General features: G+C 65.6%; 13 protein-coding genes. 7 read left to right on the forward strand and 6 right to left on the reverse strand.

What is annotated here, in order from left to right; all coding sequences use genetic code 11:
* Together GQ57_RS01425 and GQ57_RS01430 are read right to left on the reverse strand one after the other, a co-directional pair.
* On the reverse strand, positions 1-885 hold an 885-nt coding region (locus tag GQ57_RS01425; protein ID WP_034196867.1), incomplete at its 3' end, for an efflux RND transporter permease subunit.
* A 15-nt stretch (positions 886-900) separates the two neighbouring features.
* A complete protein-coding gene (locus GQ57_RS01430) occupies positions 901-2,139 on the reverse strand; it encodes an efflux RND transporter periplasmic adaptor subunit (protein ID WP_034196868.1) in 1,239 nt (412 codons plus the stop codon).
* A 931-nt stretch (positions 2,140-3,070) separates the two neighbouring features.
* Between GQ57_RS01430 and GQ57_RS01435 the strand changes: the two genes are divergently transcribed.
* Positions 3,071-4,090, forward strand: a complete 1,020-nt coding sequence (locus tag GQ57_RS01435) for a LysR family transcriptional regulator (RefSeq protein WP_052000989.1) — start codon at positions 3,071-3,073, stop codon at positions 4,088-4,090.
* Positions 4,091-4,177: 87 nt separating this feature from the next.
* On the opposite strand, the gene GQ57_RS01440 is transcribed toward GQ57_RS01435, so the two are convergent.
* Both GQ57_RS01440 and GQ57_RS01445 read right to left on the reverse strand, forming a co-directional pair.
* On the reverse strand, positions 4,178-4,906 hold the full coding sequence (locus tag GQ57_RS01440; RefSeq protein WP_268810858.1) for a TetR/AcrR family transcriptional regulator: 729 nt from the start codon (positions 4,904-4,906) through the stop codon (positions 4,178-4,180).
* Between the two features lie 79 nt (positions 4,907-4,985).
* Complete coding sequence (locus GQ57_RS01445) at positions 4,986-5,657, reverse strand: TetR/AcrR family transcriptional regulator (protein ID WP_152602001.1); 672 nt, start codon at positions 5,655-5,657, stop codon at positions 4,986-4,988.
* Between the two features lie 157 nt (positions 5,658-5,814).
* Here GQ57_RS01445 and mhpA point away from each other — a divergent pair, with 157 nt between their 5' ends.
* The 6 genes from mhpA (at position 5,815) to GQ57_RS01475 (ending at position 12,134) form a co-directional block, all read left to right on the forward strand.
* Entirely contained in the window at positions 5,815-7,386 is a 1,572-nt protein-coding gene (gene mhpA / locus GQ57_RS01450) for a bifunctional 3-(3-hydroxy-phenyl)propionate/3-hydroxycinnamic acid hydroxylase MhpA (RefSeq protein WP_034196869.1), read from the forward strand.
* Positions 7,387-7,412: 26 nt separating this feature from the next.
* Positions 7,413-8,354, forward strand: a complete 942-nt coding sequence (locus GQ57_RS01455) for a VOC family protein (RefSeq protein ID WP_031403631.1) — start codon at positions 7,413-7,415, stop codon at positions 8,352-8,354.
* An 82-nt stretch (positions 8,355-8,436) separates the two neighbouring features.
* Positions 8,437-9,306 (forward strand): fumarylacetoacetate hydrolase family protein, encoded by an 870-nt coding sequence (locus tag GQ57_RS01460; RefSeq protein WP_034196870.1) that lies wholly within the window; start codon positions 8,437-8,439, stop codon positions 9,304-9,306.
* Between the two features lie 19 nt (positions 9,307-9,325).
* Positions 9,326-10,255 (forward strand): 3-keto-5-aminohexanoate cleavage protein, encoded by a 930-nt coding sequence (locus GQ57_RS01465; protein WP_034196871.1) that lies wholly within the window; start codon positions 9,326-9,328, stop codon positions 10,253-10,255.
* Between the two features lie 84 nt (positions 10,256-10,339).
* Positions 10,340-10,756 (forward strand): nuclear transport factor 2 family protein, encoded by a 417-nt coding sequence (locus tag GQ57_RS01470; RefSeq protein ID WP_034196872.1) that lies wholly within the window; start codon positions 10,340-10,342, stop codon positions 10,754-10,756.
* 202 nt (positions 10,757-10,958) lie between these two features.
* Entirely contained in the window at positions 10,959-12,134 is a 1,176-nt protein-coding gene (locus GQ57_RS01475) for an OmpP1/FadL family transporter (protein WP_081896556.1), read from the forward strand.
* A 94-nt stretch (positions 12,135-12,228) separates the two neighbouring features.
* On the opposite strand, the gene GQ57_RS01480 is transcribed toward GQ57_RS01475, so the two are convergent.
* Both GQ57_RS01480 and GQ57_RS01485 read right to left on the reverse strand, forming a co-directional pair.
* Positions 12,229-12,678 (reverse strand): MerR family transcriptional regulator, encoded by a 450-nt coding sequence (locus tag GQ57_RS01480; RefSeq protein ID WP_034196873.1) that lies wholly within the window; start codon positions 12,676-12,678, stop codon positions 12,229-12,231.
* Complete coding sequence (locus GQ57_RS01485) at positions 12,675-13,094, reverse strand: hypothetical protein (RefSeq protein ID WP_052000996.1); 420 nt, start codon at positions 13,092-13,094, stop codon at positions 12,675-12,677. Before GQ57_RS01485 ends, GQ57_RS01480 begins: the two co-directional genes overlap by 4 nt.
* Between the last annotated feature and the right edge of the window lie 410 nt (positions 13,095-13,504).

Below are 13,504 nucleotides of genomic sequence, written 5' to 3' on the forward strand. Positions count from 1 at the left end.
GGTCGCGAGCTGGATACCGAGCGCCGCGGTCGGCTGACCGTTGTACTTCGTGTCGAAGTTGTAGTTTTCGCCGCCGAGGCCGATCTTCGCGACGTCCTTCAGGCGAACCTGCGAGCCGTCCTGGTTGACCTTCAGCAGGATGTTGCCGAACTGCTCGGGCGTCTGCAGCAGCGTCGATTCGGTGATCGTCGCCTGCAGCACGGTGCCCGGCGTGGCCGGCGTGCCGCCGATCTGGCCGCCCGCGATCTGCACGTTCTGCTGCGTGATCGCGGTCGACACGTCGACCGGCGTGAGGCCGTAGTTCGTCAGGCGGTTCGGGTCGAGCCAGATCCGCATCGCGTACTGCGAGCCGAACAGCGTGACGGTGCCGACGCCGTTCAGGCGGCTGATCGGATCCTTCACGTGCGACGCCACGAAGTTCGAGAGGTCGTCCCGGTTCATGCTGCCGTCGTCGGAGTTGAAGGCGAGCACCAGCAGGAAGCTGCTGCTCGACTTCGTCACCGACAGGCCGAGCTGCTGCACGACCTGCGGCAGGATCGGCGTCGCGAGCGACAGCTTGTTCTGCACCTGCACCTGCGCGATGTCGGCGTTGGTGCCCGGCGCGAAGGTCAGCGTGATCGTCGCGTTGCCCGAGTCGTCACTGGTCGACGACATGTACAGGAAGTTGTCGAGACCGCTCATCTGCTGCTCGATCACCTGCGTCACCGTGTCTTCCACCGTCTTCGCGGAAGCGCCCGGGTAGCTCGCGCTGATCTGGATCGATGGCGGCGCGATCGTCGGATACTGCGCGATCGGCAGCGTGAAGATCGATGCGACGCCGGCCAGCATCAGGATGATGGCGATCACCCACGCGAAAATCGGGCGATCGATAAAAAACTTTGCCATGAAGCAGGCTCCCCGTTATTGCGCGCTCGACGCGGCGGCGGCACTTGCCGGCGCGGCGCCCGATGCGGCGGCGGCGCTCGCGGCTGCCGGCGCGGCCTCGCCGGTGGCGGTGTCCGGCGCGAGCTGCGCCGCTACCGATTTCACGGTCGCACCCGGGCGCACCTTGTCGACGCCCTGCACGATCACGTGATCGCCCGCTTCCAGGCCGCCTTCGACGACCCAGTTCCGCCCGTTCATGCCAACCGTCTTCAACGGACGCGGCTCGACCTTGCTGGCCGCATTCACCACCATCGCGATCGCCTGGCCCTTCTGGTCGTGCGTGACGCCGATCTGCGGCACCAGGAACGCGTTCTCGTTCACGCCTTCCTCGATCCGTGCACGCACGAACATCCCCGGCAGCAGTACGCCGTCCTTGTTCGGGAAGATCGCGCGGATCGTCACCGAGCCGGTGGTCTGGTCGACCGTCACGTCCGAGAACTGCAGCTTGCCCGGCTCGGAATAGGTCTTGCCGTCCTCCAGGATCAGCGACACCTTCGCCGCGCCCGGGCCCGACGTCTTCAGGCGCCCGCTCTGCACGTCCTGGCGCAGCTTCAGCCCTTCGAGGCTCGACTGCGTGAGGTCGACATACACCGGATCGAGCTGCTGCACCGTCGACATCAGCGTCGCCTGGCTGGCCTGCACGTACGCGCCCGGCGTCACCTGCGAAATGCCGACGCGGCCGGTGACCGGCGACACGACGTCGGTATAGCCGAGGTTGATCTGCGCGGTATCGACCGCCGCCTTGCCGGCCGCGACGTCCGCCGCGGCCTGGCCTTGCGCGGCCACCGCGTTGTCGTAGTCCTGCTTGCTGACCGCGTTCGCCCCGACCAGCACCTTGTAGCGCGCAACCAGCGCGTTCTGCGTCGTCAGGTTCGCTTCAGCCTTCGCCAGCGTCGCCTTCGCGCTGTTCAGCGCGGCGATGTACGGCGCCGGGTCGATCTTGTACAGGCGCTGGCCTGCCTTGACGTCGGTGCCTTCGGTGAATTCACGGCGCAGCACGATGCCGTCGACCCGCGCGCGCACCTGCGCGACGAGGAATGCACTCGTGCGGCCCGGCAGTTCGGCGACGACCGGAACCGCTTGCGGCTGGACGGTGACGACGCCGACCTCCGGCGTTTGCGGCGGTGGCGCCGATTCTTTTTTTCCGCACGCAGCCAGGAAAACGGCGGCTGCCGCGACAGTGATCAAGCGGTATGGAACCCGTTCGACGCGCATAGAGCGACCTCTCACAAATAAACGACCTTCAATAGGAATCACTAAACCTCCTCGCCGCGGGCACGAACCGGCACACGGTCAGTTACGCCGTTTTTTCGACGGGAATGGACAAAGGACTCGGGCATTCGCCGCGCCCGGTGAAGCGTTCGCGGGCCGAACGGCTTCCGTAAAACAATGACGACCGCGCTTGACATGCCGAAACGCAGGCAGGCAGCGGCAGCAAGTCGCGTCGCCGGCCTCCGAGAAAGCACGCTGCCGACGCATTCGCTCGACACCCTCGTCGAGCGATGCACGACCTTCGGGAGCGAGCCGATGGAGAACCGGCCGGCACGACAACGTCGTGCTCCGGCCTGCCACGTCCGACGCCGCGCGCCCCGTTGCACGCGTCGAATCACGCAACCGTCACGGCACCGGACGTCGCATTCGAGCGACCTGTCACGCGTCGCACGACAGGTCAGGATGACGCGACAACCATCGGAATTTCCCATGCCACGGGGCCAATCAATTAATTCATCATTTGTTGATTTACGGCGATACTAAGGCAACCTCAACAGCCGTGTCAACCGCCCGAGGCCCGTGTGGAAAGACCGCCCGAAGGTCGGCAAACGGGCGCCCACATACTTGACGCGCGGCCGCGCGACGCTATCGGAGGCTCGCTCGCCGTTACAAGCAATGGAGTATTGACGAATCGGAAACAGGGACGATGCCGGTTCCGGCCGGCATCGAGCGGACGGCGGGGCGCGCGGCGCCCGGCCTGCCTTGACACGTCATCACCGGAGGGATACCATGCCGAAATTCAACACTCGTTGAATTTATATATGGTCGACAAATCCGATGCCCGCGCATGTCGCACGAGAGGCACATTCGCTGGATCGGGATAGTGGGATAGTTGGGAACACACAGGCCGCCCCACGTATTGCGAGAACCTCACATGGATCAACTCGAATCGATACGCACCTTCCACGAAGTGGTGAATTCGGGAAGTATTTCGGGCGCGGCACGGAAACTGAGCGTTTCCGATGTGGTGCTGAGCCGCCAGATCAGGTGGCTCGAGAAACGCCTGGGGGTGTATCTGTTCTCCCGCGAAACACGCGCGGTGTCATTGACGGACGTCGGCCGCCGCTATTTCGACCGTACGCTCGAGCTCGTGTGCAGCCTGGACGACTGCGAGCGGTCGATCGCCAACATGGTTCACAAGCCGATGGGCACCTTGCGGATCGTCGCGCCGAATTTCTTCTCGCACTACGGCCTCGCGCAGTGCCTGCATCAGTACAACGTGACGTATCCGGATGTCCGCCTCGAGCTTACCCTCGTCGATCGGCCGATCAACCTGGTGCACGACGGTTACGATCTCGGCCTGGTGGACACGTCGCTTCTTCCCCACTGCCCGACCAGCCTGATTGCCCGCCCCATCATGAGCGAACCGCTCATCGCGTGCGCGTCGCCCGAGTATCTGCGGCGCAGGGGAATTCCGGAACATCCGGACCAGTTGGTCGAGCACGCCCATGTCGCACTGACGGCCCAACCGTCCGGTAGCCGCGAATGGCTGCTCGAGGGCCCGGACGGCACGCGGCATACCCTCGACCAGCGGCCGACGATGGTCGTCGACAACATCGATGCGTTGATCCAGATGCTGATCTCCGGGGCAGGCATCGGCTTCGCGCCCGCCACCCTGGTCCGGCAGGATATTCAGAACGGGAAATTGCTGGAAGTGCTCCCGGAATATTCGACGGCGATCTTCTCGGTCAGCATCGTCTATCCCAGCAGGGAACATATGCCCGCGAAGGTTCGAACCTTCATCGATCACCTGCTCCGCACCGTCGGCGAACCCGCTCATGCTCCGGTGCCGCGACACCTCGCGACCGGCCCGGACCCGGTGCGCAAGCCAGACGCCCGGATGGAGCGAGCATCGGCCGACACCGCCGGAAGGCTCGCCGCGGCAGCCGCCTAGCGTATCCGCCACGCCGGCGCCGTACGGCGCGCTCCGGCCACGATCGCCGGGCGCCGGGCGCGATCCGGCCCGGATCGATACCGCGACTTACCGGAACATCCCGAGCGCGATGTCGAGCACCTCTTCCTTGAATTTTTCCGGCGACGCCGGCAGCGACGAGAAGGTCGACAGGATGTGGCTGTACGACATGACGTTACTGATCGCCATCACCATCATGTAATACATCGTATCCGGATCGTGCGGTTTCAGCTTGCCCGCCTCGATCGCATCGGTCAGCAACGGAACGAACGCCTCGCGATACGGGCGAACGTGACGCTCCAGCAGCAGGTTGAGCCGCTCGCCCTGCTCGGTTGTGGCAGTCGAGAAGAACATGCCGATATACCGGTCCTCGGACACGGTATCGATGAAGAGAATGATCGCCTGCCTGATGCGCTCGCGCGGCGACATGCGCGCCTCGCTCAGTTGTCTCGTCGATTCGATCAGGGGTCCCAACTGCTCGGAGAGCTGCTCGACCACCGCGATCCACAGCCCCTCCTTGGAGCCGAAGTGATGCGACATGAGCGCGGGATCCACACCGGCCAGCTGTGCGATGGCCCGCACACTGGTTCCTTCATAACCCTGGGTTGCAAACATTTGCCGCGCCCCGCGCAGCAATGAGTCGAAACCCGTCAGTGCGCTGCTCGTTGGACGTCCGCGAGCCCGTTTCTTCGCGGCGCGTTTGGGCGGTGTGCTGGAAGGCGCCATTTCTCCTGCTGTCTCGCTCTCTGATTCGATGACCCGCCAGTATAGCAAGCGCGTTGCGCCGGCCTGGACCATGCGTGGCATCGGCCGCGGCCTGGATCACGGCGCCGGATGCCCGCGTGCATGAACGCGGGCGCCAGCCGTGCCAGCCGGCCTACTCGCCTTCGCTCACTCCCGCTTCCAGCGATTTCAGCCCGTCGGGCAGGTCGATTTCGGGAAGCGGTTGCTTGACGAGCCGGTTGAGCGTCGCACGTGCGACGCCCAGCGCGCAGAAGGCAAGTTCCATGACCGCGCGCGGATGATCCGCGGGGGCCGCGCCGCTCAGGACGGTCTCGATGCTCTGATGAATCGCGCCGAGCAACAGATCGTGCGCAGCCCGCGCATTCGCATATTTCATCATCCCGCATTCGAGCGCGGCCGCCAGATCGCGCGGCAGATAGATTTTCGTCAAGCGCCCGCTCGCCGCTTCGCGCACCCCGGTGCGGGTGATGAACGCGCCCCAGGCGGGATGCATCACCGCGACCTGGACGAAGATCTGACACCCGATCCAGATCCGCTCGATCGGGCTGTCGATCTTCGACACGCAATTCTCGATGGCCACGATGACCTGGTCGTTGAGCTCGGCGGTCACGGCATCCAGCAGCTCGCCGGTCGTCTTGAAGTAGTTGTAGAACGTGCCCCGCGCGACACCTGCCGCCGCGAGGAAATCGTCGATCGACGCGGCATCCGGCCCCTTCCGCGCATACACCTCCACCGCCGCGCTCAACAGCTTGCGGCGCGTCGCCTCACGCCGCACGGCGCCCGTGCGCACGCGGTGGTCTTCCATTTCGGCCTCGACGGCCACGCGTCGCGCTCTGGAATGATTCGCTGCCAATGCCTCTCCTCGGGGTTTCCCCCATTTGCATGGACGCACTTGTCAAATTGACAATACAATCCAATTTATACGGTTGTGTCATTTTGAAGAATTCGTTTCCGGAGGAGACATGGAAGCAGACAAACACGTCGACGTCGCAATCGTCGGCTACGGGCCGACAGGGCAACTGCTCGCCCTGATGCTGGGCCGCGCGGGACATCGGGTCACGGTGATCGAACGCTGGCCCGACCTGTACCCGCTGCCGCGCGCGGTCCACTACGACCACGAGATTGCCCGCCTGTTCCAGGCCTCCGGTGTCATGGATGATATCAAGCCCATCACCGAGATCGCCGATCGCTACCAGTGGCTCAACGCCCGGGACGAGATCCTGATGGACTTCGACTGGAGCGGCCCGGGGCCGAGCGGCTGGCCCGTCTCGAACCTGTTTTCCCAGCCGCAGCTCGAACGCGTGCTCGACACGCACGTCCGGCGCTTGCCCAATGTAACCGTCCGCACGGGGTGGTCGGCGCTCGCGCTGCAGCAAAACGACTCGGGCGTCAGCGTCGAGATCGGGGCCGGCCGGTTCGAGAACGGCAAATGGTCGGCAACCGGCGAGACCGACACCGTCCACGCGCGCTACCTGATCGGCGCCGACGGAGCGAATTCGGTCGTGCGGACGCTGTCCGGAATCGAATTCGAGGATCTCGGCTTCGCGTTCGACTGGCTCGTCGTCGACGTCCAGCCCACCACGCCGCGCGAATGGATTCCCAAGGCATGGCAGCTGTGCGATCCGGCGCGTCCGACCTCGATCGTTCCGGGCGGCCCGGGACGCAGGCGCTGGGAGTTCATGCTGCTGCCCGGCGAAACGGGGGAGCAGATGAATCAGGACGCCGTCGCCTGGGACCTGCTCTCGCGCTGGGACGTCACGCCCCGCAACGCGACGCTCGAACGCCATGCCGTCTATACCTTCCGCGGGCGCTGGGCGCGGCAATGGCGCACCGGCAACGTGCTGCTCGCGGGCGACGCGGCCCATCTGATGCCCCCGTTCGCGGGCCAGGGCATGTGCAGCGGGCTGCGCGACGCGGCCGCGCTCGCCTGGCGCCTCGACACGATTCTGTGCGGCAAGGGCAGCGACACGCTGCTCGAAAGCTACGGTCCGGAGCGGCTGAACCACGTGCGCGACATCATCGATTTCTCGATCGAGCTCGGCAAGGTGATCTGCATCGCCGATCCCGAGGCCGCCGCGGCACGCGATCAGGCGATGCTGGCCGCGCAGGCCACGCCGGGGTTCCGGCCGCCTGCCACGCCGCAGCCGCGACTCGGCGCAGGACTCTACGATCCGCACTCGCCGGGCAGCGGGCAGCTCACCCCGCAAGGCCGAATCGAGATCGGCGGCAAACGAGGGCTGTTCGACGACCTGTTCGGCGCGGGCTTCGCACTGATTGCACGCGATCGGGCGACGCTCGATCGCCTGAGCGACGAGAACCGCCGGGCCCTGGACAGGCAACGCGCGATCGTCACGCACTTCGGCCCGGGCGGGTGTGTCGACGTCGACGGCATCTACGGCGAGTACTTCGCGCAGCACGACGTGGTCGCCCTGCTCGCCCGCCCCGACTTCTACAGCTACGGTTCGGCCCGCGCCGCCGACGGCCTCAACCCGCTCGTCGACGCATGGCGTCACGCCATGGAGCCGGCCTGCTGAGCCCCCCCTTCGATCAGGAGAAAAACATGACGCAACATCGCAGACGCGATCGTCTCGGCATTCATTCCATCGGCGAATTCCGCATGTCGGTGCCGTCGCTCGACGAGGCCCGACACTTCTACACCGCGTTCGGTCTCGATGTCCGGACTGACGGCGAGGCAGGACTGTCGATTCGCACCTTCGGCTCGCCGCACGCATGGGGCCGCCTGCGCGAAGGCGCGCGCAAGAAGTTCGAATGGCTCACGCTGCACTGCTTCGACGACGACCTGGACGCGCTGCACGCCCGGGCGCTTGCCGAAGGTGTCGAAACGATCGCGCCGCCGCCCGACGCGGATCCATCCGGCTTCTGGATCCGCAATCCCGACGGCATGCCGCTGCAGATCCGCGCCGGCATCAAGACGACGCTCGACGAAGCGGCGCACGTGAGCCCGCCCTTGCCGGCGGACGGCCTGCGGTGTGCGCCGTACCGGCGCAATACGCCGGCTGTACGGCCCACGCGCCTCTCCCACATCGCGTTCGCCACGTCGAACGTGCCGGCGCAGATCGACTTCTGCGAGCGCGTGCTCGGCCTGCGCCTCTCCGACCGCTCCGGCGACGGCGTGGCCTTCATCCACGCGCCGCACGGAGGCGACCACCACCTGTTCGCGTTCGCGGCAAGCGCCGGCCCCGCGCTGCATCACCTGAGCTGGGACGTGCCGACCGTCGAAGAGGTGGGACTGGGCTACATGCAGATGCATGCGGCCGGCTACACGAACGGCTGGGGGATCGGCCGTCACGTGCTGGGCTCGAACTACTTCCACTACGTGCAGGACCCGTGGGGCAGTTTCTCGGAATACAGCGCGACGATGGACTACATCCCCGCTTCGGTGGACTGGATCGCGCAGGACCACCCGCCGCAGGACGCCATGTACCTGTGGGGCCCGGACCTGCCCGCGATCTTCGTCGAAAACTCGGAGCAAGGCGTCTGACACGCCGGATCCGGCGGCCAAGGCGATCGCGGTGCGGCACGCACGGCGATCCACCCAACCCTATCTTTCAGGAACAACGCATATGAAACTCGTGACTTTTCAATGTCGCGGCTACCAGTCGATCGGCAAGATCGAAGGCAACCAGGTCATCGACCTGCCGGCGAGCGATCGCGGCCTGCCCGCCACGATGCGGGAACTGCTCCAGGGCGGCGCCGCGCTGATGCAGCGCGCGCAGGCGATCCGGCTCGCCGACGCGGCGACCTACCCGCTCGCGGACGTGCGCCTCGACGCCCCCGTGCCGAATCCGTCGAAGTTTCTCGCGATCGGCATGAACTATCGTCGTCACGTCGAAGAAGCCAGGGCCGCCGGCATCCAGGTGCCCGACAGCCAGGTCTGGTTCAACAAGCAGGTGTCGTGCGTGAACGGCCCGTTCGATCCCGTGCACATGCCGAAGGCATCGGACAAGCTCGACTACGAAGCGGAGCTCGGCGTCGTGATCGGCCGCCGGTGCCGTCACGTCCCGGAAGCCGACGCCGCATCGGTCATCGCCGGCTACGTGATCTGCAACGACGTTTCCGTGCGCGACTGGCAGATGCGCTCGCCGACGATGATGCTCGGCAAGTCGTTCAACACGCACGGCCCGTTCGGCCCGTGGCTCGTGACGCCCGACGAAATCGCCGATCCGCATGCACTGCAACTGCGCATGATCGTCAATGGCGAAACCCGTCAGTCGGTCAGCACGGGCGAGATGATCTACAACATCTGGCAACAGATCGCCTACCTGTCGACCGTGATGACGCTCGAACCGGGCGACGTGCTCGCCACGGGCACGCCGTCGGGCGTGGGGGGCGCAAGCAAGCCGCCGCGTTTCCTGAGCGTGGGCGACGTCATGCGGGTCGAGATCGACGGGGTGGGCCACATTGAAAACGTCGTCGTCGCCGAACCGGCCTGACGCAAGGGACACGTCAAACATGGCACGCAAAATCATCATCACCTGCGCGATCACCGGCTCGATCCATACGCCGAGCATGTCGCCCTATCTGCCCGCCACACCCAGGGACATCGCGCGCGAGGCGATCGCCGCGGCCGAAGCCGGCGCGGCGATCCTGCACCTGCACGCGCGCAACGGCGAGGACGGGCGACCGGCCTTCTCCGCCGACGCGTATCGGCAGTTTCTCCCGAAGGTGCACGCGGCAACCGACGCCGTGATCAACATCACGACGGGCGGTGCGGTCAACATGACGCTCGACGAGCGCCTGGCGGGCGCGCTCGACGCGTCGTCGGAAATGGCGTCGTGCAACATGGGTTCGATGAACTTCGCGATCTTCCCCGTGCTCGACAAGCTGACGACGTTCAGGCACGAATGGGAGCGCCCGTTCATCGAAGGCACCCGCCATACCATCTTCCGGAACACCTTCGCGGATATCGAGGAAGTCCTCACGCGGCTTGGCCACGCGCACGGGACGCGCTTCGAATTCGAGTGCTACGAGGTCGGCCACCTGTACACCCTCAAGCACTTCGTCGACCGCGGGCTGGTGAAGGGGCCGATCTTCCTGCAGTTCGTCCTCGGCATTCTCGGCGGGATCGGCGCCGATCCGGAGAATCTCGTGCACATGAAGCGCATCGCCGACAAGCTGTTCGGCGACGGCTACCAGTGGTCGGTGCTCGGCGCCGGCAAGCACCAGATTCCGCTGATCACGCAGGCGGCACTCATGGGCGGCAACGTGCGCGTCGGCCTGGAAGATTCGCTCACGATCGGGCCGGGCAAGCTCGCGACGTCGAACGCCGAACAGGTCGCGCTGATTCGCGACATCCTCACGCGGCTCGGCTTCGACATCGCGACGCCGGCCGACGCCCGGCAGATGCTCGGCCTCAAGGGCCGGGACAAGACGCGGCTCTGATCGCGATACACGACAACGCCCGGACCGGCGCGGCCGCTTGCGCCCACCGGGCGCCCCGGGCGACCCGACAGGATGGAGAAACCAATGAACGACACCGACCGCACGTCCGACGTGCGGACCATGGAAGAGCGGCGCCGGGCGGCCATGCTCGCGGCGGACACGCACGCGCTGCGGGAAATCCTCGACGAAGGCCTCGTCTACGTCCATTCGACCGGTACGCGCGACGACCGGGAGAGCTTCCTCGCGAGGCTCGGGCGCGGCGCGATCCGCTACGACGCGTTGTCGCTCGATGTCATCGGGATTCAGATGCACGAGCGATTTGCGCTGCTGCACGGAAAAATGGACGCCCGAATCGGCACACCCGACGGCACGCTCACCGTTTCGACCCGCTACGAAGCGGTGTGGATGCGGTCCGGCGAAGCCTGGCGGGTCGTGGCGTTCCAGGGGTTGCCGCCGGGCATCGCGAACGCCCCCGATGAAGGTCTCGGTCACGCAGGTTGAGCGTATCGCGCGGTCGCGCACATGACCGTTCCTCACGGTCAGTAAGTACGCGCCCGACCTCGACGAGCCTCAGGAAGCCGCCACCGGAAGCAGCGTGACCGGCGGATAGCCGGATTCGACCTGTCCGGCATCCGCGCTTCGACACCGGAATCATTTTCCGCAAAACATATCGGATAACTAAACAAAACGAATTGGAGACGTCATGAAAAAGAACCACCTCTTGTATGCAATGGCAACGGGCGTCATGCTGAGCGCCGGCATCGAACCGGCCCAGGCCATGAATACGACGCAGACCAACGCCACCGGCGCGGTCGAATCGATGATGGGCGGCGCATCGATCGCCAATCCGCTGACGAGCGCCGTGGCCGGCGACAACCCCGCCGGCATGGCATTCGTGGGCAACCGCGCGGATCAGGGCGTGCAGGTTCTCGTCGGGCACGCCCAGTCGAGCTTCGGCGATCCGTCGAACCGGCAGGCTTTCGACACGACCGGCCCGATGCCGGACGGCGGCTTCAACGTCACGCTCGGCGAGCGGTTATCGCTCGGCCTGTCGATCGGCTCGGCCGGCGGCGGCGTGAACTACCCCGGCCCCGCCCTGCCGATCCCGGGCGCCCCGCCGGCGAAGGCCAAAAACATTTTCGTCAACTTTCTGCCGACCATCGCGTACCGGGTCACGCCGGATCTGGCCATCGGCGTCTCGGCGATCCTCGGCGTGCAGAAATTCGAGGCGCAGAGCATCCTGGCGCCGGCCGCCGGCGGCGGCGTCGCGGTACAGCCCACGCACGGCATGACCACGACGTACGGGGCCGGCGGCGGCATCGGCGTGATGTGGAACGTGTCTCCGCTCGTCACGGTGGGCGCGTCGTACTCCACACGGGTACGCTTCTCGCGCGCAAGCGGCTATGCGGACGACCTCTTCGCGGCCGGCGGCGGACATCTCGACGAACCGTCGCGTGTCGGCGCGGGCCTCGCGCTGCATCTCTCGCCGCGCCTGACCGTCGCCGCCGACATCCTGCGGATTCAGTGGTCGCACGTCGCCGTGCTCGGCGATCCCGATACGTTCGGGCTCCGCGATCAGACGGTCGTTCGCGCGGGTCTCTCGTGGGCCGCGAGCGACCGGTTCACGGTCCGGTTCGGCGGCAAGCACGCCACCGACAGCATCGATTCGCAGCACACCGCCGCGAACTACTTCGCGCCGCTGATCCTGACCGACTCGATAAGCGGCGGGTTCACGTGGCGGGCATCGCCGAAGTGGGACGTATCCGCCGGCTACGAATACGACTTCCCGAAGACCGTCACCGGATCGGGTGCAAGCGCCGGAACGAACATTCACGCCCGCTACTCGCTCATCATGCTCAATCTCGGACGCAAATTCTGAACCGGCGGGTGCGAGCAGATTGCCGCGCTGCCGAAACGGGGGCTGGTTGGGGAATGCCCCGCGCCCCGCGCCGACCGGCTGGGCTTGAGCAGCGTCATCCTGCCTTGTCGGCGCCGTGCGCGCGCGTCGTGTCGCCCGGTTCGCCCGCTTGCATCCGCGACAGCATGCGCGTCGCATTGGCGGAACAATCGATCTTGTCGGATTTGGCCTCGATTCCGGCCATCAACGACACGAGATGCGCCTTGTTCCGTTCGAGCCGCACCTGCATGGCCTCGATATCGCACACCTTGCGGCGCAGCGCATCGAGCAGTGCGCCATGCTGCCACTGCGCAAGGTCGGGCGGCAGCAACATGCGGATCTCGTTCAGGCTGAAGCCGGCCTGCTGCGCCGTCGCGACCAGGCCGAGCACCAGCACGGCGTCGGGAGAATAGGCCCGATAGCCGTTGGGTTGACGCTCGACCGCCGTCAACAGGCCGATACGTTCATAGAAGCGGATGCGCGAAGGCGTCAGGCCGGTGCGCTCCGCCAGATCCCCGATCTTCATGACCTGAATGCACAAGTGTCCAGCCGGGTGGGCGGGTTCAGGGCCGGCTGCTCGCCCTTGACTACGTCCATGCGAAGCAAGGCGGACGCACCGAGCCCGTTCTGAAACTGGCGCGACGGATTCACGTGTCGCGGAAAGAGACGCTGTGCAAACGACAGCAGGTTGGTCTGCACCCGCGTCTGGCGCCAATAGCTGTCGCTCCGGTCGATCATGGTCGCCGTCGCCCGACGCGACCGCGACGGGACGTTGCGCAACGCAGGAAAAGACGCGTGCAGCGTCAGGGCCGCCAGAATCCCGCCGCCCGGCTGCACCACGCCCTCGTTTCGGGCGCCATCCTCCGCAAAGGCGACTCCGCCCGTCAACACCGATGCAAGGATGGCCAATCGCCAGTGCCGTAAAAACCAACGCTTGAACATTCCCGATTCCTCACATGAACCAGCGCGGTTTCGAATCATCGGTCGGGCCGGCACCGCGCACCGGGCAACGACTTAAAAGGCTTGCGACAAAATCCTAAGATTGAAGTCAGGTTGAATGTCAAGCGATGGATGCGTTACGTCACGCATGACCGTGCGCGTCGAGGCGATATCCGTCCGCCCCGCGGCACGCGACCGTCCGCATCGCCCGTCACCCGAACAGCGCCGTCTCGCTGCGGACTGGTTCGATATGCAGATCGGCTATCCGCGATGTCGATCGCATCGTTCATCCCGATATGGCGGGCCTTCCAGGCAATTTTAAAATCATTTAGTCATCTTGAATATATATTGATTAAAAAGCCCCCTATCGCGCAATTAGCAAGATTCAATTGGTTTATCGCACATCGACAAGA

This window comes from Burkholderia sp. MSh2 (assembly GCF_000731655.1).
Taxonomy (GTDB): Bacteria; Pseudomonadota; Gammaproteobacteria; order Burkholderiales; family Burkholderiaceae; genus Burkholderia; species Burkholderia paludis.